Below are 25,215 nucleotides of genomic sequence, written 5' to 3' on the forward strand. Positions count from 1 at the left end.
CTTGCCTCAGCTGTGCTCCTCAGCCGCCGTTTCCGCCAGCGCCCGGTTGAAGGCCTTCAGGGCATCCACATGGAACACCGCGCCCCATAATTCGGGCGGATCGCCCTCGCCGCCCAAGGTGACCACGGGAATGAATTGCGCGTTCGAGGTTTCGAACATCGGCATCACAGCCTCCAAGGTGGCGTTGCCGTCGACATAGACGCCTTGCTCGATCAACTCCCAACACAGCTCTTCGCGGGCGGCCTTGTCGTGATCACGTGCGCGCATGATCTGGGCCACGCGCACCGTGGATAACAGATAGGCTTGCGGACCGGCCGCCAGATGCACGCCGCGCCGTTCAAGCTGGGTCAGGAAGAATGATCGGTCGACCCAGCGGCTGGCCAGCGCGGTGGACAGCGACACCGCCGCCATCACCGCGATCCCGGTCTGCCAGTCGCCGGTCAGCTCAAACACGATCAGCGTGGTGGAAATCGGCGCGCCAAGCACTGCCGCCGCCACAGCGCCCATGCCCGCCAGCGCATACAATGTCTCGGAGCCTGACACATCGGGAAAGACCGCGGTCGCCACGATCCCGAAGGCCAGACCGGTCAAGGCCCCGACCATCAGCGCGGGGGAAAACACCCCGCCCCCCATGCGACCAGCCATGGTGATCGCGACGGCGGCAACCTTGACGACGACAAAGGTGATCGCCAGTTGCAGCCCCAGCCCGCCGGTCAGCGCATCCGATGTGGTTTCATAGCCCACGCCGATGATATGCGGATACCAGATCGCTATGGCGCCCAGGATCAGACCAGCACAGGCCGGGCGCAGCACCTTGGGCAGGCGCAGGGCTTTCTGAATGCTGTCGCCCACATCCTCGGCCCAGAAAATGGATCGCATCAGGATCACCGCGACCACACCGCAGACCAGCCCCAGCAGCAGAAAGGCGGGCAATTCGACATAGAAAGCGAGCGAGCCTTCGGCGGGCAGGATAAACTCGGTCACATCACCATATTCGATTCGGTTGATCACCGTGCCTGCGACCGATGCGATGGCAATCGGGGCGAAGGCGTGCACGGCGAAGTGGCGCAACACGACCTCAAGCGCGAACAGCGCGCCCGCGATCGGGGCATTGAAGCTGGCCGATACCGCCGCAGCGACCGCGCAGCCCAACAGGTCACGTCCGGTGACACCGTCAGCCTTGATCCGCACAGACACCCAACTTGAAATGACCGCCGCCAGGTGAACCACCGGCCCCTCGCGTCCTGACGAACCGCCCGTCGACAGCGTAATCAGTGACGCCAGTGCCGATCCCAGTCCCGCGCGTTTCTCGACACGGCCATCCCACAGGGCGGCGCCCTCGATCACGTCGGCGACGGCACGCACACGCCCGTCATGGGTGAACCAGTTCAGAATGATCCCGACAACCAATCCGCCGAAAGCGGGCAGCAGAAGCACCCAATACCACGGCAACGTGCCCGCGAAACTGTGCAAATGTGCCAGATCATCCGTGCCATACAGCGTCGCCTGAAGCGTTTCGATTCCCTTGCGAAACCCCAACGCGGCGAAGCCGGACGCGACCCCAATCAGAAGGGCGATCAGCCAGAACTGCACCTGGCTGGGCCCTTTCTCGATCAAAATTAACCAACCAGTGGTGGCCCGCTTTCGCAAATCCCGCCAAGCGCGATATAGAAACAATTTTAGCCGTCTAGGCATCGTCACCCGCCCGCGCGGCCCTTCCCAAGATCACGCATTTACCATAAGTTGTTCCGGCTTTGCTGGGGAGGATGGGATGACCATCGACACCGTGATTACCGAGCTTTCGTCCATGCTAGGCGATCGGCTCAGCCGCTCCAAGTCTGATCTGTCGCACCATGGCGGTTCCGAAAGCCATTTCGCCCCGGCCCCGCCGGATGCGGTGGTCTGGCCCGAAACCACGGACGAGGTCAGCGCCATCCTGCGCCGGTGTCATGCAGCGGGCGTTGCGGTCATCCCGTTTGGCGCGGGCACTTCGCTTGAGGGGCATACCAGCGCGCAAAAAGGGGGGCTGTGCATCGACCTGACGCGGATGAACCGGGTCTTGTCGGCAGATCCCGGCGACATGATCGCCGTGGTGCAGCCCGGCGTGACCCGCGAAGACCTGAACCATGAGCTGCGCGATCTGGGCGTGTTCTTTCCGGTCGATCCCGGCGCAAATGCGACCCTTGGTGGCATGGCGGCCACGCGGGCCTCGGGCACCACGACCGTGCGCTATGGCTCGATGCGCGACAACGTGTTGGGACTGACCGTTGTGCTGGCCGATGGGCGCGTCATCAAGACCGGGTCGCGCGCGGCAAAGTCTGCGTCGGGCTATGACCTGACCGCGCTGTTTCTGGGGTCCGAGGGGACGCTGGGCATCATCACCGAGCTGACCCTGCGCCTGCATGGTGTTCCCGAACAGATCAGTGCGGGCATTTGCGCCTTTCCCGACATGGCCTCTGCCGTGGGGGCGGTACAACAGGTGATCCAGATGGGCATCCCCATGGCGCGGATCGAGTTTGTGGACGCCGACACCGCGCGCGCCTTCAACGGCTATGCCGGCACCGACATGCCCGAATGCCCGCATCTGCTGATCGAGATTCACGGAAGCCCCACCGTCGTCACCGAGGCCAGCGAAGCCTTTGGCGAGATTGCAGAAGATTTCGGCGCCACCGGATACCAGCACGCCACCCGCACCGAAGACCGCAACGCGCTGTGGAGGATCCGCCACCAGGCCTATTACGCGGTGCTGGCGCTGCGACCCGGCGCGCGGGCGGTGGTGACGGATATCTGTGTGCCCATCTCAAAACTGGCCGACGCCATCACCGAAACGCAGGCCGACATTGCGGCCTCGGGCCTGATGGGACCGATCCTGGGTCACGTTGGCGACGGCAACTTCCACGCGGCCCTTTTGATCGAAGACGGCAACGACGCCGAGAAAGCTATCGCCAAAGACTTGGCCTTAAAGATGAGCACCCGCGCCCTGGCCATGGGCGGCACGATCACCGGAGAACACGGGGTCGGCATGGGCAAACTTGGGCTGATGGAGGCGGAACACGGCGCAGCGTGGCACGTGATGGGTAACATCAAGACGGCGCTGGACCCCAAGGGCATTCTGAACCCCGGCAAGCTGGTGCCACAATGCTAACGCGGTTTACCTGCCCAGCAGTTCGCGCGCGGCGGCGCGGCCCGCATCGGTGATCGTATCGCCCGAGATCATCCGCGCCACCTCGTCCACGCGGGCAGCCGTGCTCAACGGGGTTACGGTGGTCAAGGTCATACCGTGTGCCACCGTTTTCTGCACCTGCCAGTGATGATCCCCCAAGGCGGCGACCTGCGGGCTGTGCGTGACCACCAGAACCTGCCCGCCTTGTGACAACGACGCCAAACGCCGCCCGACCGCGTCGGCAGTGGCCCCGCCCACGCCGCGATCAATCTCATCAAAGATCAGGGTCAGCCCATCAGTTTCGCGGGTCAGACACACTTTCAGCGCCAGCAAGAACCGGCTGAGTTCCCCGCCCGAGGCAATCTTGTTGAGCGGTCCGGCGGGCGCACCGGGGTTGGTGGCGACGGTGAAGGTGACCTGATCCTGCCCGTCGGGTCCGGGTTCGGTGCCGGTGATCTCGGTGGTGAATACGGCGCGTTCCATCTTCAGCGGCGCCAGTTCGCCCGACATTGCCTTGTCCAGCGCCGTGGCCGCAGCCGCGCGCGCGCTGCTGAGCGACCTGGCTGCACTGTCATAGCGCGACCGCGCGGCGACAAGATCCTGTTCCAGACCGGCTATCGCATCGGCACCCGCATCCAAGGCGTCAAGCCGTGTGCGCAGATCATCCGCAAATCCCCCCAGATCATCCGGGGCCACCTGATGCTTGCGCGCCATCGCGCGAATGGCGAACAGGCGCTCTTCGACCGCCTCAAGCTCGTGCGGGTTGAACGTCAGGCTGTCCAGCGCGGCCTCGACCCCCTGCACCGCGTCGCCCAGTTCTGCCATCGCCCGCCCCAGGGCGGAAATCGGGGGGTCCAGCGCCTCTCCGGCCTGATCGACGACGCCTTCCAGCCAGCGCAAGGCGTCGCCCAACCGGGCTTCGGCCCCCTCGCCCGATGACAGCGCCTGATGCGCCTTGGTGATATCCTCGCCGATCCGTTCGGCGGCTTGCATCAAGCGGCGGCGGCGGTCCAACTCGGCGTCTTCGCCGGGTTCGGGGGCCAGCGCCTCCAACTCGGCAACCGCATGGCGCAGAAACTCCTCTTCGGCTTGCGCCGCGGCCAGATCGGCACGGGCCTGATCCAGCGCCTTCGCTGCCCGCGACAGGTCGCGCCAGGCTGTGCGGGTGGCCTCGACCTGCGCATCATGGCCGCCGAACTCATCCAGCAACTGCCGGTGAACGCGCGGGTTCAGAAGCCCGCGATCATCCTGCTGCCCGTGCAATTCGACCAATGTCTCGGACAAGGCGCGCAGCACTTCGCCCGATGCACGACGATCATTCACCCAGGCCGTCTTGCGCCCATCGGCCCGGTTTACCCGGCGCAGGACCAGTTCGTCCTCGACCGGGATGCCCGCCTCTTCCAGCACACCCCGCGCGGGATGGTCAGGTGGCACGTCGAACACTGCCGTGACCTCGCCCTGTTCCGCCCCGGCGCGCACCAGATCTGCCCGTCCGCGCCAGCCCAGCACGAACCCCAGACTGTCCAGCAAGATGGATTTGCCCGCCCCGGTTTCCCCGGTCAGCACATTCAACCCCGGCTGAAACTCAAGCTCCAGCCGGTCGATGATCAGAAGGTCGCGGATATCAAGACCACGCAGCATGGTGTCCCCGGACGCTTGCGGTCCTGCCCCGGCGAAGGGTCAGAGCCATTCGCCCTTGACCAGTTGCCGATAGACCGAGTTCAGCCAGTTGTTGCCTCTGGCCTCGGGTTTCAGCCCGGACTTGGTCAGCAGGCGATAGCTGCTCTGATACCATTCGGTCGATTGGAAGTTGTGCCCCAGAATGGCCCCGGCGGTCTGCGCCTCCTCCACCAGCCCAAGCGACAGATAGCTTTCCACAAGCCGGTGCAACGCCTCGGCCACATGGGTCGTGGTCTGGAATTGCTCGACCACCACGCGGAACCGGTTGATCGCGGCCGCGTAATGCTTGCGCTTCAGATAGTAACGGCCGATTTCCATCTCTTTCGCAGCCAGATGGTCAAAGGCCAGATCAAATTTCAGGATCGCGGATTTCGCGTATTCGGTGTCGGGATAGCGTTCGATCACAGTGCGCAACGCTTGCAACGCCTGATAGGTCAGGCCCTGGTCGCGCCCGATCTCGTCAATCTGGTCGTAATAGCTGAGCGCCAGCAGATATTGCGCATAGGCAGCATCTTCGGAGGCCGGATAGAAGTCGATATACCGCTGCGCGCTGGCCCGCGCCTGTTCATATTCCTTGTCCTTGTGGTGCGAAAACGCCTGCATGATCAGCGCGCGCTTGGCCCATTCGGAATAGGGGTACAGGCGCTCGACCTCGCCAAACCACTTGGCGGCTTCCGACGGGTCGCCGCGTTCCAGATCATATTCACCGCGCTTATAGATTTCTTCCGCCGTCCACTGGTCGATCGGCTTTTTCTCGACAGGTTGCGAGAAAGCACCAAACAGGCCACCGCCCCCGCCGCCGGAACTGCCACCAAGACTGCCAAACCCCAAACTGCCAGAGCCGCCACCGCACGAGGACAGAACAAGTCCCGACACCAACGCCACGCTGATAGCTTTGCCAAATTTCACGCGGATCATGACCGGTGCCACCCCAAAAAATTACTATCCAACCGAAAGGTCCGAATTGCTCTCGCCTGTCCTAGCACAGAAATTTTCAAGGCAAAATGGTTTGCGCGGCAATTTTCGCACCTCTTGGACACTCGGCGCACACTCATTCCTCCCACACGTGCCTGAAAACGAAGAAACCACGCCAGAAAAGCGTGGCTTCCGTATTGGAATCAACGGGTTCGGGACCAGATCATGCCGTCATCGGAAGATCGGAGCGGCGCACCCCCACCCCCGGCAGACGGCGTGCGGTTTCCGGGTCGCATTCGACCAGACGCCAGGCGTCCGGTTGATCGAACAGGGCGCGCAACAGTTTGTTGGTCATCGCATGACCCGCCCGGTGCCCGACATAGCGCGCCTTCAGCGGCGCCCCGGCCAGAGCCAGATCGCCCACCGCATCCAGCATCTTGTGGCGCACAGCCTCGTCAATGCGGCGCAGACCGCCGGGTGACAGAACCGCGTCGCCATCGACAACCACGGCATTGTCATAGGTTCCGCCAAGGGCCAGCCCGGCCTTGTGCATCGCGTCCACATCGGCGCGGCGGCAGAAGGTGCGGCAATCGCTGAGCTCGCGCACGAAATTGCCATTGGACAGGTCCAGATGCTTGTCCTGCGTGCCGATGACACGGTCAGGGAACGAGATGTGAAAATCGATCTCGAACCCGTCCGAAGGCTCCAGCCGCGCCCAAACGGCATGTTCGCCGTCATCTTCGCGGTATTCGACGGGTTTCAGAACCTCAATCACCCGCACGGGGGCCGCCAGTTCGCGCACGCCGGTCTTCACCAGCCCGTCGACAAAACGTGCCGCACTGCCGTCCATGATCGGCACTTCCTGCCCGTCCAGTTCAACCAGCGCATTGTGAATGCCGCACCCGGCCAGCGCGGCCATGATGTGTTCGATGGTCTTGACCTCGACCCCGGCATCGTTCCGGATCAGGGTGCACAGCGGCGTCGGCACACCGGACGCCCAGTGGGCGGGCACCAGATTGTCACGATCCGTGACATCGATCCGTTTGAACCAGATGCCGTGTTCCGCCGGGGCGGGCATCACACGCATTCGAACCGGGCGCCCGGAATGAAGCCCGGTGCCGGTGAATGTCACACTGCTTGCAACTGTGGTTTGCACGTGTTGCCTCTTCTTTGCCTCTGTTCGGGTTGACGTAAACGGATTGCGAAAGGCGGCCCGTTCCGTCTGCATTTGTTGCCGCGCCAGAAGCCGCTGACGGTTGGGGTCTGTGTGGAGTGGCACAGCTTCCCGACCGTTCTGGGTCTGCATGGTGATGCGGACGTCCCGCCCACCGATGTCAGTTTCCGCGCATAAACAGGTCTCTGAACCCGGTTCTGGCAGCGGCAGGTCTGACGCGCTCCAAGCATGTAGGGCTTGGTGACACAGAGGTAAATCCTGCCCGGTGCAATAACAATTCAAACCTCTGTAACGGTCTGTAACATCGCCACACACCCCGGCGGAGGGTTGCCGAAACACCGCCACCCGGGCCGTAATCCGCTGTTCTGCAACAAAAAAGACCCGCCAAGGGGCGAGTCGGAGCGGATCATTTCGTGATGAATATGACAACCTGTCAACGCAGGCAATGCCGTGCAGAGGGGTGGTTTGTGGCCCGTTTAATACAGGGCTTGGAACGGGCCGCGCGACACAGGTCCGCGCGGCCCAAAACAGTTTGCGATCAGTTTGCCTGACGCCGCAGGAAGGCGGGAATTTCAACCTTGTCCTGTTCGGGGTCAGTGGCCGGGGCTTGCGGTTGCGCGGGCCGTTCCGATTGCACCGGCGGCTGGCTGCGCGCCTGGTCTTCGGCACCAGCGGCACCCGATCCGGTCATCCGGTTGATCAGCGAGTTGATGCCAAAGCGTGGTTTGTCATGCCCCGCGCCTGCGCCCCCTGCGCCCCCCTGATGTGCGGGCGTGCTGCCATGTGACGGCGCCTGTTGGGCACGCGGCTGGTTGTGCACAGCGGCCTGCAACCGGGCCAGTGCCTCGGGTGACGGGGTGCCGGGGGCCGGGGCGCGCGGCGCGACGAACGTGGCCACGTCCGGCTGATCGTCATATCCCTGCGGTGCAGCTTCGGGTTCACGCGGCTGATAGGCGGGCGGAGGAATATCGCCCCCTGCCTGTTCAGGGTTGAACACGTTTTCGGTCGGCGCTTTCGGGGCTTCTTGCTCCCGCTCCAGATCGCCAAACAGCGACGGCTCGCTGCTGGCGGCTTCGACAGGTGCGGCTGCCGGGGACGCCGAAGCTGCGGGGGCAACTTCTGCGGCAGGCGCGTTATCGATCGCAGCGGCTGCGGCAACAGCTTCCGGCGCTTCGGCTTCCATTTTCTGCTCGACCTCAAGCGGGGCCTGCAGCGGGGCGGCCAGACTGCGGCGCGGCAGCGGGATGTCCGAATTCACATCCACCGCGTCGATGCCGGTGGCGACCACGGACACGCGCATCGCGCCTTCCATGTCGGTGTCCAGCGTCGAGCCGACGATGATGTTGGCGTCCTGATCCACCTCTTCGCGGATACGGTTCGCGGCCTCGTCCAGTTCGAACAGCGTCAGGTCGTAGCCGCCGGTGATGTTGATCAACACCCCCTTCGCGCCCTTCAGGCTGATTTCATCCAGAAGCGGGTTTGCGATGGCTTTCTCGGCGGCCTGAACGGCGCGATCTTCGCCATCGGATTCGCCGGTGCCCATCATGGCTTTGCCCATCTCGTCCATCACGGCGCGGACATCCGCGAAGTCGAGGTTGATCAGGCCGGGGCGCACCATCAGGTCGGTGACGCCTTTGACACCTTGATACAGCACGTCATCCGCCATCGAGAACGCCTCGGTAAAGGTCGTTTTCTCATTCGCCAGGCGAAACAGGTTCTGGTTGGGAATGATGATCAGCGTATCGACCATCTTTTGCAACGCGTCCACACCGTCCTCGGCCTGACGCATCCGCTTGGCGCCTTCGAACTGGAACGGCTTGGTCACGACGCCCACGGTCAGCACACCAAGCTCGCGCGCGGCCTGCGCGATGATCGGGGCCGCCCCCGTGCCGGTGCCGCCGCCCATACCGGCGGTGATGAAACACATATGCGCGCCGGCCAGATGATCGACGATCTGTTCGATCGATTCCTCGGCTGCCGCTGCGCCGACCGATGCACGGGCCCCCGCGCCCAGCCCTTCGGTCACTTTCACACCCATCTGGATGCGGTCCTTGGCGCGCGAATGCTGCAAAGCCTGCGCGTCGGTGTTGGCCACTACGAATTCAACGCCCTCGAGTTCCTTCTCGATCATGTTGTTGACAGCGTTGCCACCGGCACCGCCCACGCCAAACACCGTGATACGAGGTTTCAACTCTTCCTGACCGGGCAAGGTAAGGTTCAAAGTCATGATTTTTCCGCCTGTCTATGTCCGCGCCGCACCGATGTCCCCCGATGGCGGCAAATACTGTCAATTATTTCCGACTGAATCGCCGGTTTCTGCCTCGTTTTGACCATGTTACCCCAAAAAACCGCCTTTCGTCACGCCCTAAAGGGGCGCAATGCCGCAAAATATTGAGCAATCGCAGGCGATTTCAGCAGGATTTCGCCGAACACACCGTATATTGGTGCGATCGAGGTCTTCTTACCAATTGTCCTTGAACCACCGGAAGGCCCGGCGCAGGCTGCGCGCCGGGTAGCTTTCAGCCGGAATGTCGAAATCCCACCATTCGTCCTGCGGATGGGCGGCGAACAGACACAGCCCGACTGCCGAGGCAAACCCCGCCCCCGTCGCCGCCTGCGGCAGTCCCTGCACCCGCAGCGGGCGCCCGATGCGCACCTGCTGGCCCAGAATTTTCGGGGCCAGCCCGTCCAGCCCGGGGATCTGGCTGCCGCCGCCGGTCAACACGATCTGCTGGCTGCGCAGATGCTCGAACCCGGACGCGTCCAGACAGGCGCGGACCTCTTCCAGAATTTCTTCGACCCGCGGGCGCATGATGCCGATCAGTTCGGCCCGGCTGACCGTGCGTCGGTCATGTTCCCAATCACCGGTGTCACCGCCGATCTCGATCATCTCGCGATCATCCATGCCCGTGGCCACGACACCGCCATAGAAGGTCTTGATCCGTTCCGCCGTCGACAGCGGGACCTGAAGCCCCTTCGAGATGTCCGAGGTCACGTGATCCCCGCCCAGCCGCACGCTGTCGGAATAGATCATGTGCTTTTTCATGAAGATGGACAGGCCCGTTGACCCGCCGCCAAGATCAATGCAGGCCGCGCCCAGTTCCTGCTCGTCCTCGACCAGCGCCGAAATGCCGGACACATAGGCCGAACTCGCCAGCCCCGCCAATTCAAGATCGCAGCGTTTGATGCAGTAAAGCAGGTTCTGAATGACCGCTGAATCAACGGTCAGCACATGCATGTCCACCGCCAGCCGGTTGCCGATCTGTCCACGTGGGTCGTTCAGCCCCGACCGGTGATCCAGCGCGAAATTGACCGGCTGGGCGTGCAACACTTCGCGCCCCTCGCCAATGTCGGGCATGTCACAGGCGGCCAGCACCCGCGCCACGTCGTCTTCGGTGACAGCGGCGTTGTTCAGCTCGACCACACCATCCAGACCATAGCTGCGCGGGTTGGCACCCGAGAAGCAGGCGATCACGTGATCGACGCGAATGTTGGCCATTTTCTGTGCTGCCTGAATGGCGGTGCGGATGGCGCGTTCGGTTTCCTGCATCGCGTCGATTTCGCCGAACCGCACCCCACGCGACCGCGTGGTCGCCGCCCCGATCACACGAAACGCGCTTTGCCCGGCCAGACTGCCCACCCCATCGCTTTCGCGAAACTGGTCCGGCCCGTCAAAGCGCAGGATCAGGCAGGCGATTTTAGAGCTGCCGATGTCCAGAATGGCGATCACACCTCGCTGCATGGCGGCTTCGCGCATGGCGCGCATGGCGCGCTGCTGGCTGTAAATATCGGTCATTGGTCGTCGGCTCCAAATTCTAACGTTCGAATGCGACGCAACTCTTCGACGGCTGGCTCACCCAGTCGAAGCGTCGGTCTCAGGGGGTTTCTCATGTCGACCACGGTCAGGTCGCGGGCCATCACCTCTTGCGCCTGATCCAGGGCGATCACCTGCTCCAGGGCGGCCACGGAGTCGTGCTCGGGCAAGAGGATGCGCTGTTTGGTGGCCAGAACCACGTCCCAACGACGCTCGCCAACCCGCACGAGGCCGCGCAGCGACGGCCCGAGCGGACGCGCCGTTTCGATCAGCGCCAGCGCCTCGTCCACAGCCTGGTTCGCGCCCGCGCCCGCGATCAGCGGCAAGTCCGACCGGCCATTGCGCGTGATCAGGCTGGCCACCCGATGGCCGCTGCGGTCCAGCAGGTCAAGGATGCCATCATGGCGCCAGATGATGACCGGCTGGCGTTCGGTGATCGCCACCTCAAGCACGCCACCGGGGCGCACCCGCAAGGCGGCCTTTTCGACAACGTCCAATTTCGTAAGCTCCAACCGCATCGCCTCAAGATCCAGATCGAAGCTGGATATCGGGAAGTCGATGGGCAGCAGGTCGCGCACCGCGTCGGCCACCACCGGTGTTGCGCCCTCGACCGCCATCAGCTTGACCATGAACTCAGGACGCTCCTGCACCGACCGCTGAATCTGGGTGTAAGTGTCGACGAGATGGGTGCGATTGTCCGGGTTGGCGAAGTAAAGTCCCACCGCCAGCAACACAAGCCCGACCGGCAACCCGACCCGCAGCAAAGCCCGGAAGGTCGGCGTCAGCCACAAGCGATGCGCCTTGTAGGCCAGGCGCGAAGGCGCCGGATCGCGATGGGTCGGCGCGGCATCTGACGCCCCGCCCCCGGCCTGCGGCGGACGTGGCGCGGCGACGGAATGATAGCCGCGCGCGGGGCGGGGTTTGCGCATCAGCGATCGCATGAGGCATCCTCCACCATCCAGGCGCAGAACTGGCCAAAGCTGATCCCGTGATGGGCTGCCTGTTCAGGCGCGAGCGACGTGGGCGTCATGCCCGGCTGCGTGTTGGTTTCCAGAAGGATCAACCCGTCCAGCCCGCGCGCCTCGTCCCAGCGGAAATCAGTGCGGCTGACACCGCGACACCCCAAGACTTCATGCGCCCGCAAAGCGTAGTCCAGACAGGCGGCTTCGATCTCGGCGGGGATGTCGGCAGGCATGATGTGGCGCGAACCGCCCTCGGCATACTTGGCGTCATAGTCATACCAGCCATCGGTCAGGATATCGGTTACACCAAGCGCCCGGTCGCCCATGATCGTGGTCGTCAGTTCACGCCCCGGCGCATAGGTTTCCACCATCACCGTATCGGGCATGGTCGGGGCCAGTTGCGGCGGCGTGTTCGCGCCGTCCTGCACGATGTAAATCCCGACCGAGCTGCCCTCGTTGAAGGGCTTCACCACATAGGGCGGCTCCATCACGTGGCGGGCGCGCACCTCGTCCGCCGGTGCCAGAACGCTGTCGACCACCGGCAGGCCTGCTGAGCGATAGGCGTCTTTCGCGCGCTCCTTGTCCATCGCGAGCGAGGACGCCAGCACACCGGAATGGGTATAGGGAATTTGCAGCCACTCAAGCAGGCCTTGCACGCAGCCATCTTCGCCCCAACGGCCATGCAGCGCATTGAACACCACGTCGGGGGCTTCACTGCGCAGACGTTCGGACAGGTCAGGGCCAGCGTCGATGGCAACCACGTCATAGCCCTCGCCTTTCAGCGCCGCGACGCATTCGCGCCCGGAGCTCAGCGAGACCTCCCGCTCGGCCGATTGACCGCCCAGAAGAACCACAACTTTCGAGACTGTCTTGCCCGACATGCCTGCTTTTGCCTCGTTCCTGGCCGCGAAACCGCGACCAACTGCCCAGCCGTTTCCGGCGCCGATCCGCACTTTGCGCGCGGTGTTTATCTTTATCGGAGGCTGTACCGCCCCTTACCTCAGGGCATTGTGCCCCTTGTTTGCAAGGGCGCTTGCCCCTTGTCACCGGTTCTTTTCGACCGGATCTGAAGGGCCTGCCCGACCCCGGTATCTGCGCGCGTCCGTTGGCTTATTTCTCTGCCAATTCACCCACGCGCATGATTTCCCATACTAGCTCTATGCCACTGTGTTCGTAAACCTTTTTTCTGACCTCTTCGCCCAATCCTTCAAGGTCGGCGGCAGTGGCGTCGCCGGTGTTGGTCAGGAAATTCGCGTGCATCGGGTTCATCTGCGCCCCGCCCCGCGTGGCTCCGCGCATCCCGGCATCCTCGATCACCTTCCACGCTTTCAACTCGTGGCTGTCATCGGCACGCCCGGTCGAACTGAACCCCGCCGGGTTGCGGAACGTCGACCCCGCGGTGCGGTCCTTGGTCGGCTGCGTCTGGTCCCGCTTCGCCAGTTGCGCTTCCATCCGCGCGGTCAGGTCGTCGGGGTCGCCCATCGGGCCTTCAAATGTCGCGCTGGTGATGATCCATCCCTCGGGAAGGTCGGTTTGACGGTATTGGAATTTCAGATCATCGGCGGTCAGCATCACCCGCTCACCCTCGCGCGTGATTGCCTGCGCTTCGACAAACACGTCCGCCACATATGACCCATAGCAGCCCGCATTCATCCGCACCGCGCCGCCAATGGCACCAGGGATGGTGCGCAGGAAGGTCAGGTCAACGCCCGCTTCGGCTGCCTTGCGCGCCACATGGGCATCCAGCGCGGCGACGCCTGCGGTGACACGGGTGCCGTCTGTGTCAATCTTGTTGAAGCCCCGACCCAATCGGATCACCACACCACGAATGCCGCCATCGCGCACAATCAGGTTTGACCCGACGCCCATAGGAAACACCGGCACGTCGGGGTCAAGCGCGGTCAGGAACTGCGCCAGATCATCTGCATCCGCCGGCATGAAAAACCAGTCGGCAGGCCCGCCGACGCGCAGCCAGGTCAGGGCAGACAGGTCCTTGTCCTGCACCAAAGCGCCGCGTGTTTCGATCTTGCCTGGATGGGTCACGTCAGCCTCGTGTCTTGTGCAGCCACCGGATCAGGTAGATCACCGGCCAGCGCAGGATCGACATCGCTGCGATCATGACCAGTATCCCGACCAGTGGCCCGTTTTGATAAACCACGTAACCCAATAGCGGAATGCCCACAGCGATCAAGACGTAAGCTGCCCGCCAATGATGATCGCGTGACGGAAACAGGGCGATGATCTGTGCCACCACCGCCCAGAAACAGGCAAGGATCAACGAGAGAGTCATACGCGCCCCAGGGCACGGCGACCCAGATACCAAAGCGGACGGCGAAACATGGATATGAACGCCGCCAGTCCGATAGCTGACCATATCCAACCGTGCACCACGCCAATCCAGATGATCAGCACAGGGGCGGCGGCCAGCAGCGCAAAGCCCGGTGCAAACTGGCGGCGCATGGGCAAAAACGCCACCGCGCTGGCGGCGATCACCCAAAGGGTGGCGGCGATCAGCGCGGGGCTCATGGTGCGGGCCGTGTCATGACAGCCGCGCGGGCAGGTTGTTTGCCCAGGCGCTGATCGTCCCGGCCCCAAGGCACACGACCAGATCGCCCGGCTTGGCATGATCGCGGACCAACGCGGTCAGCGCATCCTCATCAGGGATGGCAATGGCGTGGCGGTGGCCATGGCGCACCAGACCAGCGACCAAATCGTCACGGCTTGCGCCTTCAATCGGGTCTTCGCCAGCGGCATAGACATCGGCGATGCCGACCACGTCGGCTTCATTAAAGCAGGCGCAGAACTCTTCGAACAACCCGTGCAGACGGGTATAGCGGTGGGGTTGATGCACGGCGATCACGCGGCCCTCGGTCGCCTGACGGGCAGCTTTCAGCACGGCCGCAATCTCGACCGGATGATGGCCGTAATCGTCGATGATGGTGACGCCGTTCACCTCGCCCACTTTCGTAAAACGCCGGTTCACGCCACCGAAACTGGCCAATGCGGCGCGAATTTCGTCCCGCTTCATGCCCAGATGTCGCGCGACAGCCACCGCTGACAGCGCGTTCGAGACATTGTGATCCCCCGGCATCGGCAGGGTGCAGCCGTCGATCCGGGTGTCTTCATTGTGCAGTTCAATGTCGAAATGAGCGACACCGCCCTTGTAGGTCAGGTTCACAGCCCGCACATCGGCCTGCGCGTTGAACCCATAGGTCACGACGCGGCGGTCCGTGATCTTGCCGACCAGTGACTGAACCTCGGGGTGGTCGGTGCAACAGACCGCCAGCCCGTAAAACGGAATGTTCGAGACGAAATCCAGAAAGCCCTGCCGCAGCGTGTCGAAGTCGCCCCAATGCTCCATATGTTCGGGGTCGATATTGGTGACGATGGCGATGGTCGCGGGCAAACGGTTGAACGTACCGTCGCTTTCATCGGCCTCGACCACCATCCATTCGCCCTGCCCCATGCGCGCGTTCGAGCCATAGGCGTGGATGACGCCGCCATTGATCACGGTGGGGTCGATATGCCCGTGCACCAGAAGCTCGGCGACCATCGTGGTGGTGGTTGTCTTGCCATGCGTGCCGGCCACGGCGATGTTGGATTTCAGACGCATCAGTTCGGCCAGCATCTCGGCCCGGCGCACCACGGGCAGGCCACGCGCACGGGCGGCGTCCAGTTCCGGGTTGCCCGGTTTGATCGCGGACGAGATCACGACAACCTCGGCATTGGCCAGGTTCTCGGCCTTTTGTCCGACGAAGATTTCAGCGCCCAACTCCGCCAGCCGATCCGTGATCTTCGAGGTTTTCAGATCCGACCCCTGCACCCGATATCCGTGATTGAGCAGCACCTCCGCGATGCCCGACATGCCGATGCCACCAATGCCGACAAAGTGGATCATCCCCATCTCGATGGGCAATTTGGTCGCTGCTGCGTTCATGTGGCTACCTTTCACTCGTGCGATTTGTCCGGCCTTGTCTGCGGTCGGTCAGGTCGTTTGGGAGACACCCGCCAGATGTTCAACCAGCTCCACCAACGCATCGGTCGCGTTTGGCCTTGCCTGTGCTTTAGCGGCGCGTGACATCCGCATCGCGCCGTCGGGGTTTTCCAGAACGGTCGATATCTGCGCGGACAGCGTGTCCACGTCAAGACGGCTTTCGGGGATCAGGATCGCAGCACCTGCCTCGACCAACCCGCGCGCGTTGGCGGTCTGGTGGTCATCCGTCGCATGCGGATAGGGCACAAGGATCGAGGGGCGGCCGATCACTGAAATATCCGCCACCGAGGACGCACCAGCCCGGCTGATCACCAGTTGGGCTTCGGACATGCGGCGCGGAATGTCGGTGAAGAAGGGTTGCACATCGGCGCGGATACCATGTTCGGTATAGAAGGCGCTGACGCGCTCCATATCTTCTTCGCGGGCCTGGTGGCTGACCGAGATATGCTGCAAAAGCCGCTCGGGCAACGCGGCAATGGCAGGTGGCACCGTATCTGACAAGGCGCGCGCACCCTGTGATCCGCCAATGACAAGGATCGACATGGGATAATCGCCCGGCGCGATATAGCCCGCGGTTTCACGGGCCAGCACCCCCGCCCGGACCGGATTGCCGGTATAGACAGGGTTCGCGCCTTCGGGCAATTCGGTCGGCCAGGTGCCGCAGGCCACCGCGTTGACGCGCGTGGCGAAGATCTTGTTGACCCGCCCCAACACGCCGTTTTGTTCATGGATCATGCGCGGCAGGTTCAGCACCTTGGCCGCAGACAAAGCGGGAATCGTCGGATAGCCGCCGAAACCAACAACCGCCTTGGGCTTGTCGCGGCGCATTTTCAGGATCGCGCCCATGATGCCCGCGCCAATCCGGGCAGGCACCAGCGCCTTGGCCAGCATCCCGCCGCGCGCGAAGGTCGCGGACGAGACCTCTTCGATCTCGACCACATGGGGAAAGCCACCCGTGTAGCGCGCGCCCCGCGCGTCGGTCGACAGCTTCACCCGCCAGCCTTTGCGCAGCATCGCCTCGGCCAAGGCTTGTGCGGGAAACATGTGGCCGCCGGTGCCCCCGGCGGCAATGACGAGAAGAGGTTTGGCGTCGCTCATCGTCCTTGCCTGCTTGCGAATACGTCCTGCATACGGCCCTGTGGCCGGGTGCGGGTAAACGCCAAAAGCATGCCAAGTGCAATCCCCCCCGCAATCAGGGACGAGCCGCCATAGCTGACGAAAGGCAAGGTCATGCCCTTGGCCGGCAACAGGCGCACGGCGACCCCCATGTTGATCAGCGCCTGCACGCCGAACATGGCGGCCAGTCCGGATCCTGCCAGCCGAATGAACGTGTCGCGTTCATGGATCAGGCGCAGGAAGCTGCGCACCACCACGGTGGCATAGAGCGCGATAATGACCAGAACAAGAATCAGCCCGTATTCCTCGGCGGCCACCGCAATGATGAAATCCGTGTGGGCGTCCGGCAGCGACCATTTCACCTGCCCCTCGCCCACACCGACGCCGAAGAACCCGCCTTCGCGGATCGCGTTGGTGGCATAGCCAAGCTGCGTTGTCGGGTCCACATCCGGGCTCAGAAACCCGTCGATGCGGCGGGCAAAGTGCTCGGAGTTGCTATACGCGAACATCCCGCCCAACACGACCACCCCGGCAGCAGCCGCCAGAAACAGGATCGGCGCACCGGCCAGAAAATACATGACACCCCAGCCAAAGAGCACCAATGCGGCCTGCCCGAAATCCGGTTGCAGCGCAAGAAAGCCGACGATCACCAGCACCAGCCCCAGCGACATCGAGCGCCCCGGCGGGCCATTGATTTCCTGGCTTGCAGCCATCAGCCACGCGGCAACGACGACGAAACCGGGTTTCAGAAACTCGGACGGCTGGATCGAAGCAAAGCCCAGTGAATACCACCGCACGGCACCCTTGCCGAAATCGGTGCCAAGAACCGGCAGCAGCATCACCGCAACCAGCGCGATCACAAACCCCAGCACGCCAAGCCGGCGCACCATGCGGGGGCTCATCATCGTCGTGGCAAACAGTGTGACCAGCGCGGTCACGCCGAAGATCAACTGACGTTGCACGTAATGAAAATGCTCAAGCCCGTTGCGTTCGGCCAAGGGGGGCGACGCCGCCAGCCCCAGCAGAATGCCGATCCCGAACAGGATCAGGATGCAGGACACCGACCACTTGTCGATCGTGCGCCACCACCGGGGAAGAATGGGGTCGCCGTCGCGCGCGGGAACCGCGCCATATACCATCTCTGTCATGGGAAAACGCCTGCCACTTGTCTGTACCGCTCGTTTTTACCAACAGCAGCCCCCATTTTAGGGTTATCTCTGCCGCTGATCCTCATTCGCCCGTCTGATGCGGGTCATTGCGCACAGGATAGCCAGCTTTTCATTGGTTTTCCAGAGAATTCGCGCCACGTGCGACCCCGGTGCGCGATCAACTGCCGGGCGGGCTGACCGCGCGTGAGGTTGACCGGTCGCGCCCCAGCCTGCTTTCGCGCCAGATGATCACCAGCCCGGCGCAGACCACGATGCCCGCCCCTGCCAGCATTTGAAGCGTCGGCAGCTCTCCGAAAAAGACATGTCCGAACGCGAGCGCGAAGATCATCGAGGTATAGTCAAACGGCGCGATGGTCGAGGCATCGGCATGGGTATAGGCCGTGGTCAGCATCAGTTGCCCCACCCCCCCGGCCAGCCCGGCCCCCAGCAACAGCGCGAACTCCCACCCCGTGGGCCAGACCCAACCGAAGGGCGCGGTCAGCAGCGACAGAAACACCGCCGTGAGCGAGGCATAGATCACCACGGTCGAGGGTGGATCAATGCCCACCAACTTGCGCACAAGGATCTTCGCGACAGCCACGCAACAGGCGGCGATCAGGGCCAGTATCGCGCCGAAGGCGCGCAGCGTGTCATCTTCGCCGCTGCCGCCAAACCCCTCCAGTCGCGGCCACAGGATCACCAGGACGCCAACCAACCCGGCCAGAACGGCGCCGATCCGCACCATGCGCACCTGTTCGCCCAGAAAGATCGCGGCAAGCACCACTGTGATGATGGGTGCGGCATAGAAGATCGCCGTGACCTCGGTCTGCGGCAAATAGCCAAGCGCGGTGAAGCTCAGCCCCATGGCCAGCACGCCGACGGTGCCGCGGCTGATATGCCCCCAGGGGTTCGTGGTGCGCAGGGCGCTGTGCAACCGCCCCTCGTATGCCAACCAGCCAAGAATGACCGGCAGCGCAAAGAGCGAGCGGAAGAACACTGCCTCGCCCGCTGGAATATGACCTGACACCGCCTTCACCATCGTCTGAAGCGAGATGAAGAACGCCACCGAGCCGAGTTTCAATGCGATACCGCGCGAAGGGTTCATCCCCCTCGCTTAGCGCGTTTGCCTAACGGTTGGAAGCCGGACCCGTGAAACGAAAAACGCCCCCAACTTTCGTGGGGGCGTTTGACTTGGTCTGCGCTGGCTTAGTTGATCATCGTCAACAGCGTGTCCAGCGACTGCTTGGCGTCACCATAGAACATCCGCGTGTTTTCCTTGAAGAACAGCGGGTTCTCGATGCCGGAATAGCCGGTGCCTTGCCCGCGCTTCGACACGAAGACCTGCTTGGCCTTCCAACATTCCAGCACCGGCATGCCGGCGATGGGGCTGTTGGGGTCTTCCTGAGCGGCCGGGTTTACGATGTCGTTCGAGCCGATGACGATGGCGACATCCGTGTCCGGGAAATCGTCGTTGATCTCGTCCATTTCCAGCACGATGTCATAAGGCACTTTGGCTTCCGCCAGCAGCACGTTCATGTGACCGGGCAGACGGCCCGCGACCGGGTGGATCGCAAAGCGCACATTCTTGCCTTTGGCACGCAAACGGCGGGTCAGTTCGGCCACGTTCTGCTGAGCTTGCGCCACCGCCATGCCGTAGCCGGGGATGATCACCACGCTGTCGGCGTCTTCCAAAGCCGCCGCCACACCTTCGGCGTCGATGGCGATCTGCTCGCCCTCGATTTCCATCGCGGGACCGGCCGAGCCGCCGAAGCCGCCCAGGATCACGCTGATGAACGACCGGTTCATCGCCTTGCACATGATATAGGACAGGATCGCACCCGACGAACCAACCAGCGCGCCAACCACGATCAGAAGATCGTTGCCCAGCGAGAAACCAATCGCTGCCGCGGCCCAGCCGGAATAGCTGTTCAGCATCGACACGACGACCGGCATATCCGCGCCGCCAATGCCCATGATCAGATGATAGCCGATGAAGAAAGCGGCCAGCGTCATGATGAACAGAGGCAGGAAGCCCCCGGTGTTGAAATACCAGATCAGGCAGACCAGCGAGAGGATCGCGGCACTGGCATTGAGCATATGGCCCCCGGGCAGCTTCTCCGCCGCCGATGTCACCTTGCCCGCCAACTTACCATAGGCAATGACCGACCCGGTAAACGTCACCGCACCGATGAACACGCCCAAGAACAGCTCGACCCGCAGGATGTTCTGCTCGACCGGTGTTTTATGGGCCAGCAGGGCGGCGAAGCCCTCAAGCCCGTGGCGGGCCTCGTCGCTCATCGCCAGCACATTGCCCAGCTCGATATGGGCGTTATAGCCCACGAACACGGCCGCCAGACCGACCAGCGAGTGCATCGCGGCCACAAGCTGCGGCATCTCGGTCATCTGGACCTTCTGCGCGACATAAGTGCCGATGACACCGCCGCCAGCGATCAGGATGATCGACAGAACCCACAGGCCAGAGCCGGGGCCAACCAGCGTGGCTAAGATTGCCAGCGCCATACCGACAATGCCATACCACACGGCACGTTTCGCGCTTTCCTGCCCCGAAAGACCGCCAAGCGAGAGGATGAAAAGAACTGCCGCGACAACATAAGCGGCTGTGGTGAAACCAAATTCCATAACCCTCTACTCCTTACGATTTCTGGAACATGGCGAGCATCCGCCGTGTCACGAGGAAGCCACCGAAGATGTTGATCCCCGCCATGAAGATCGACAGCGCGGCCAGCAGGATGACAAGGAAGGACCCCGTCCCGATCTGCATCAGCGCACCCAGAATGATGATCGACGAAATGGCGTTGGTGATCGCCATCAGCGGCGTGTGCAGCGAATGCGAGACATTCCAGATCACCTGGAAGCCGACGAACACCGCCAGCACGAACACGATGAAGTGCTGCATGAAGCTGGCTGGCGCATAAAGCCCTGCCAGCAGCATCAGCGCACCGCCCACACCCAGCAGGGTGAATTGCTGTTTGGTCTGTGCCTTGAACGCGGCAAGCTCTTGCGCCTTTTTCTCTTCGGGCGTCAGTTCTTTCATCGCAGCCTTGGGCTTGGCGGCAATCGCCTGCACCTTGGGCGGCGGAGGTGGGAATGTTATCTCGCCCTGATGGGTGACGGTCGCGCCGCGGATCACGTCATCTTCCATGTCGTGATTGATCTTGCCGTCCTTGTCAGGCGTCAGATCCGACATCATGTGACGAATGTTGTTGGCATAGAGGCTGGACGCCTGCGCGGCCATGCGCGACGGGAAATCGGTATAGCCGATGATGGTCACGCCATTGTCGGTCACGATCTTCTCGTCCGGCACGGTCAGTTTGCAGTTGCCGCCCTTCTCGGCCGCAAGGTCGACGATGACGGATCCGGGTTTCATGGCTTTCACCATGTCCTCGGTCCACAGCTCGGGCGCCTCGCGGTTGGGGATCAGCGCGGTGGTGATCACGATGTCCATTTCCGGGGCAAGCTCGCGGAACTTGGCCAGTTGCGCCTCGCGGAACTCGGGGCTGGAGACCGAGGCATAGCCGCCCGTGGCCGCGCCGTCTTGCTGGTCTTCCTCGAAATCGAGGTAAACGAACTCGGCCCCCATCGATTCAACCTGTTCGGCCACTTCAGGTCGCACGTCGAACGCATAGGTGATCGCGCCCAGCGATGTGGACGTGCCGATCGCGGCCAAACCCGCCACACCGGCCCCGACCACCAGAACCTTGGCGGGGGGCACTTTGCCTGCCGCCGTCACCTGTCCGGTAAAGAAGCGGCCGAAATTATTGCCCGCCTCGATCACCGCGCGGTAGCCCGCGATATTGGCCATGGACGACAGCGCGTCCATCTTCTGTGCCCGTGAAATACGCGGCACCATTTCCATCGCGATGACAGTCGCACCGGACGCCTTGGCCTTTTCCATCCCCGCTTCGTTGCCACCGGGATTGAAGAAGCTGATCAGCGTCTTGTCTGCCGACAGCCGTTTCAGCTCTGCATCAGTGGGCGGACGCACCTTGGCGATGATATCCGCAGCCTTCCAGAGCGCAGCGGCGGTTTTGACAACCTCGACCCCCGCCTCTTTGTAAGCTGCGTCCGAGAATCCCGCGGCCGCACCGGCCTTGGTTTCAATCACGCAGTCATAGCCCAGCTTTTGCAGCATTTTGGCGCTGTCCGGGGTCATTGCGACCCGGTTCTCGCCCTCGAATACTTCCTTGGGTACACCGATCTTCACAGTCTCTTCCTTCTCCCGTCGTGTGCCGACCGTGGGGCATCCCCGGTCCCGGCGGTTTCCTGTGCATCCTATACGCGGCTCAGGCGCAAGATGCTATCGTTACGGAGCGTATTGCGACAATATTGTTTCAATACGCGCTTCCCCATCGCAGGGCAATGCTGCTTTGCAGCAGGGCTGTCAGATCCAGCGGCGCACCTGTCCGGCCCAGTCGTCGAATGCAGGGCCGAATTTGGCCCTCAGTGCCGCTTCTTCCCATAAAATGAACCGCTTGGTGATGATGGTGGTGAACACCGGCACCAGCAGAAGCGCCGGCAGCACATCCCACCTGAGTATGAGACCTGTCAGGATCATCGCGTCGCCCAGATAGATCGGGTTGCGTGTCCAGCGATAAAGGCCGTGCTGCACCAGCGCGGACGGCTCTTCGCCCGGAATGACCGTGGTTCGGGCGCGCCGGAACTGCCAGATCGCCGCCCCCAGCAGACCCAGCCCCAGCACGATCAGCAGGTTGCCCAGCCCGCGTGTTATCTCAAGCCCGAAGCCCAGCCCCGGTGCGATCCGGTCCAGCCCATAGGCCAGCGCGATCATCAGGGCCAGCCAGACCGGCGGCATGTCAAGCCAGCGCAGAAGATGGGTCATGCGAAGACGCGCCCCTGGGTCGTATTCATTGAAGAATGTTGTAACGTCTGGACCGGGATGTGCAACGGCATTCGCGCCTCGATTGGTCTTGCCCCAAAGGTGAAAATCCCTACCCTTCCGAAAACCCGGCGACGAGGTATCACATGACCGATTTCAACGCGACCCGACCCCTGTTTTCCCTGCCCCACGGCGTGACCTATCTGGATGGCAATTCGCTTGGCCCCCTGCCCGTCGCCGCACAAGACCGGATGGCCGCCTGCCTGCGCGATGAATGGGGCGAGATGCTGATCACCGGGTGGAACAAGGCAGGTTGGATGGACCAGCCACGCGCCCTGGGCGACCGGATCGGGCGGCTGATCGGCGCGGCGCCGGGCACGACGGTGGTGGGCGACACCTTGTCAATCAAGGTCTATCAGGCGCTGGCCTCGGCGCTGGAGCTGCGCCCCGACCGCCGTGTGATCCTGTCTGACAGCGGAAACTTTCCAACCGATCTTTACATGGCCGAAGGGTTGGTGCGGTCGCTGGACCAAGGCCACCGGATTGAAACCCCTGCCCCCGAGGACGTCGCCGCACAAATCGACGCCATCGGCGATGACCTTGCCGTCCTGATGTTGACTGAAGTCGATTATCGCACCGGGCGGCGGCACGACATGCCCGCCCTGATCCGCGCGGCGCATGAGGTTGGCGCGCTGGTGATCTGGGATCTGGCCCATTCGGCGGGCGCTTTTGCAGTGGATGTCAGCGACACGGATGCGGATTTCGCGGTCGGGTGCACCTATAAATACCTGAATGGCGGACCCGGCGCGCCCGCGTTCATCTATGTGGCGCCCCGACTGGCCGATCAGGTGCAACCAGCTCTGTCAGGGTGGCTGGGCCACGACGCGCCATTTGCATTCGATCCCGACTATCGCCCCGGTCCCGGCATCGACCGGATGCGCGTCGGCACCCCGCCGGTTCTGCAGATGGCGGCGCTGGAGGCTGCGCTGGATATCTGGGATCAGGTCGACATGGACGCCCTGCGGACCCGGTCGGTTGAATTGTGCGAGCGGTTCATCGAGGGGGTCGAGGCGACCTGCCCGGACCTGACCCTTGCCAGCCCGCGCGACGCGGCGATGCGCGGCTCTCAGGTCAGTTTTCGGTTTGACCATGGATACGCCGCCATGCAGGCGCTGATCGCGCGCGGCGTGATCGGGGATTTCCGCGCGCCAGACATCATGCGCTTTGGCTTCACCCCGCTCTACATTGACGAAGGCGACGTGGATCGGGCGATTGCCACGCTGGCCGATATTATGGCGCACCGTTTGTGGGATCGGCCCGAGTATCACGCCCGGGCCGCCGTGACATAATTCAATGCGCGGGGCGGATGAACGTCCCGTTGCGCAGATCGGCCATCGCCTGGCGCAGCTCGTCCTTGGTGTTCATCACGATCGGGCCATGCCACGCCACCGGCTCGCGGATCGGCGCACCTGCGACCAGCAAGAAGCGTACGCCCTCCGGCCCGGCCTGCACCCGCACGTCATCCCCTGCCCCAAACCGCACGACGGTGCGGTTGCCGGACAAATCGCGGATGTTGACCTCTTGCCCCATCACCTCTTTTTCAAGCAGCACACCTTGGGGTGCGGCAGCATCAGTGAACGCGCCCGCGCCTTCGAACACATAGGCGAAGGCCTGACGGCGCGTGTCCACCGGGAAGGTCTTGGTCACACCGGCGGGTACCGTGATATCCAGATACAGCGGGTCCGCCGCGATCCCGTCGACCGGGCCAGACTTGCCCCAGAAATCGCCGACGATGACGCGGACCTTGGTGCCGTCATCTTCCTCGATCACCGGGATCTCTGCCGATGGCACGTCCTGATAATTCGGCGCGGTCATCTTCAGATCGCGCGGCAGGTTGGCCCAAAGCTGGAACCCATGCATCTGCCCGCGCGCGTTCGCATGTGGCATTTCCTGATGCATGATGCCGGACCCGGCCGTCATCCACTGGATATCCCCCGCGCCAAGGCGACCGGCATTGCCAAGACTGTCTTCGTGTTCCACCTCGCCCGCCAGCACATAGGTGATCGTCTCGATCCCCCGGTGCGGGTGCCATGGAAAGCCCTTTTCCGACAGGCGCGGATCGTCGTTGCGGAAATCGTCGAACAACAGAAACGGGTCATAGGCTTCCGGCTCGTGAAAGCCGAAGGCTCGGTGCAGGTGCACACCCGCGCCTTCCAGCGTGGGTTTCGACTGCGTGGCTGACAAAACGGGACGAATGGACATGGTATCCCCCTTTCAGAAGGTCATGTGGTGTTGGTCTTAACCTAGGCACGGCACGCTTGATCTGCAATTGCGCGCAGCTTAACAGCACCTCTGCATTTTTGCACAAATCGCTTCGGGGCAAGCGCGCAG

The 25,215-nt window shown here is 63.1% G+C and carries 21 protein-coding genes; 2 read left to right on the plus strand and 19 right to left on the minus strand.

The features are described 5' to 3' along the window. Positions 1–6: 6 nt before the first annotated feature. A complete protein-coding gene (locus tag IE188_RS00890) occupies positions 7–1,695 on the minus strand; it encodes a chloride channel protein (RefSeq protein ID WP_191284594.1) in 1,689 nt (562 codons plus the stop codon). Between the two features lie 76 nt (positions 1,696–1,771). Between IE188_RS00890 and IE188_RS00895 the strand changes: the two genes are divergently transcribed. After that, entirely contained in the window at positions 1,772–3,145 is a 1,374-nt protein-coding gene (locus IE188_RS00895; RefSeq protein ID WP_191284595.1) for an FAD-binding oxidoreductase, read from the plus strand. A 6-nt stretch (positions 3,146–3,151) separates the two neighbouring features. On the opposite strand, the gene recN is transcribed toward IE188_RS00895, so the two are convergent. The 17 genes from recN to IE188_RS00980 all read right to left on the minus strand — a co-directional run bounded on the left by recN (position 3,152) and on the right by IE188_RS00980 (position 22,827). Further along, positions 3,152–4,804, minus strand: coding sequence for a DNA repair protein RecN (gene recN / locus IE188_RS00900; protein ID WP_191284596.1), 1,653 nt, complete (start codon positions 4,802–4,804; stop codon positions 3,152–3,154). Between the two features lie 39 nt (positions 4,805–4,843). Next, positions 4,844–5,761 carry an outer membrane protein assembly factor BamD gene (locus IE188_RS00905; protein WP_191284597.1) on the minus strand — a complete coding sequence of 306 codons (918 nt, stop codon included), beginning with the start codon at positions 5,759–5,761 and terminating at the stop codon, positions 4,844–4,846. Positions 5,762–5,981: 220 nt separating this feature from the next. Then, positions 5,982–6,914, minus strand: a complete 933-nt coding sequence (lpxC, locus tag IE188_RS00910) for a UDP-3-O-acyl-N-acetylglucosamine deacetylase (protein ID WP_191284598.1) — start codon at positions 6,912–6,914, stop codon at positions 5,982–5,984. 556 nt (positions 6,915–7,470) lie between these two features. After that, positions 7,471–9,159, minus strand: coding sequence for a cell division protein FtsZ (gene ftsZ / locus IE188_RS00915; RefSeq protein WP_191284599.1), 1,689 nt, complete (start codon positions 9,157–9,159; stop codon positions 7,471–7,473). Between the two features lie 234 nt (positions 9,160–9,393). After that, positions 9,394–10,728, minus strand: a complete 1,335-nt coding sequence (gene ftsA, locus IE188_RS00920; protein WP_191284600.1) for a cell division protein FtsA — start codon at positions 10,726–10,728, stop codon at positions 9,394–9,396. Next, on the minus strand, positions 10,725–11,687 hold the full coding sequence (locus IE188_RS00925) for a cell division protein FtsQ/DivIB (protein WP_191284601.1): 963 nt from the start codon (positions 11,685–11,687) through the stop codon (positions 10,725–10,727). The genes ftsA and IE188_RS00925 overlap by 4 nt, the downstream gene beginning before the upstream one ends. Next, positions 11,675–12,589 carry a D-alanine--D-alanine ligase gene (locus IE188_RS00930; protein ID WP_191284602.1) on the minus strand — a complete coding sequence of 305 codons (915 nt, stop codon included), beginning with the start codon at positions 12,587–12,589 and terminating at the stop codon, positions 11,675–11,677. Before IE188_RS00930 ends, IE188_RS00925 begins: the two co-directional genes overlap by 13 nt. Before the next feature lie 229 nt (positions 12,590–12,818). Next, on the minus strand, positions 12,819–13,751 hold the full coding sequence (murB, locus tag IE188_RS00935; RefSeq protein WP_191284603.1) for a UDP-N-acetylmuramate dehydrogenase: 933 nt from the start codon (positions 13,749–13,751) through the stop codon (positions 12,819–12,821). A 1-nt stretch (position 13,752) separates the two neighbouring features. Continuing rightward, entirely contained in the window at positions 13,753–13,998 is a 246-nt protein-coding gene (locus IE188_RS00940) for a DUF2484 family protein (RefSeq protein ID WP_191284604.1), read from the minus strand. Further along, entirely contained in the window at positions 13,995–14,234 is a 240-nt protein-coding gene (locus IE188_RS00945) for a DUF2484 family protein (RefSeq protein ID WP_191284605.1), read from the minus strand. Before IE188_RS00945 ends, IE188_RS00940 begins: the two co-directional genes overlap by 4 nt. Before the next feature lie 13 nt (positions 14,235–14,247). Beyond that, complete coding sequence (gene murC, locus IE188_RS00950; RefSeq protein WP_191284606.1) at positions 14,248–15,645, minus strand: UDP-N-acetylmuramate--L-alanine ligase; 1,398 nt, start codon at positions 15,643–15,645, stop codon at positions 14,248–14,250. A gap of 48 nt (positions 15,646–15,693) precedes the next feature. Further along, positions 15,694–16,800, minus strand: coding sequence for a UDP-N-acetylglucosamine--N-acetylmuramyl-(pentapeptide) pyrophosphoryl-undecaprenol N-acetylglucosamine transferase (locus IE188_RS00955; protein ID WP_191284607.1), 1,107 nt, complete (start codon positions 16,798–16,800; stop codon positions 15,694–15,696). Continuing rightward, entirely contained in the window at positions 16,797–17,966 is a 1,170-nt protein-coding gene (gene ftsW, locus IE188_RS00960) for a putative lipid II flippase FtsW (protein ID WP_191284608.1), read from the minus strand. Before ftsW ends, IE188_RS00955 begins: the two co-directional genes overlap by 4 nt. 178 nt (positions 17,967–18,144) lie before the next feature. Next, a complete protein-coding gene (locus IE188_RS00965) occupies positions 18,145–19,071 on the minus strand; it encodes a DMT family transporter (protein ID WP_191284609.1) in 927 nt (308 codons plus the stop codon). Positions 19,072–19,172: 101 nt separating this feature from the next. Continuing rightward, a complete protein-coding gene (locus tag IE188_RS00970; RefSeq protein ID WP_191284610.1) occupies positions 19,173–20,606 on the minus strand; it encodes an NAD(P)(+) transhydrogenase (Re/Si-specific) subunit beta in 1,434 nt (477 codons plus the stop codon). Positions 20,607–20,619: 13 nt separating this feature from the next. After that, on the minus strand, positions 20,620–22,191 hold the full coding sequence (locus IE188_RS00975; protein ID WP_191284611.1) for a Re/Si-specific NAD(P)(+) transhydrogenase subunit alpha: 1,572 nt from the start codon (positions 22,189–22,191) through the stop codon (positions 20,620–20,622). Between the two features lie 177 nt (positions 22,192–22,368). Further along, positions 22,369–22,827 carry a methyltransferase family protein gene (locus IE188_RS00980; protein WP_229836378.1) on the minus strand — a complete coding sequence of 153 codons (459 nt, stop codon included), beginning with the start codon at positions 22,825–22,827 and terminating at the stop codon, positions 22,369–22,371. A gap of 143 nt (positions 22,828–22,970) precedes the next feature. Here IE188_RS00980 and kynU point away from each other — a divergent pair, with 143 nt between their 5' ends. After that, a complete protein-coding gene (gene kynU, locus IE188_RS00985; RefSeq protein WP_191284612.1) occupies positions 22,971–24,173 on the plus strand; it encodes a kynureninase in 1,203 nt (400 codons plus the stop codon). A 1-nt stretch (position 24,174) separates the two neighbouring features. On the opposite strand, the gene IE188_RS00990 is transcribed toward kynU, so the two are convergent. Continuing rightward, positions 24,175–25,086, minus strand: a complete 912-nt coding sequence (locus IE188_RS00990; protein ID WP_191284613.1) for a pirin family protein — start codon at positions 25,084–25,086, stop codon at positions 24,175–24,177. Positions 25,087–25,215: the final 129 nt, after the last annotated feature.

This window comes from Aliiroseovarius zhejiangensis, assembly GCF_014656375.1.
In the GTDB taxonomy this organism is placed as follows: Bacteria; Pseudomonadota; Alphaproteobacteria; order Rhodobacterales; family Rhodobacteraceae; genus Aliiroseovarius; species Aliiroseovarius zhejiangensis.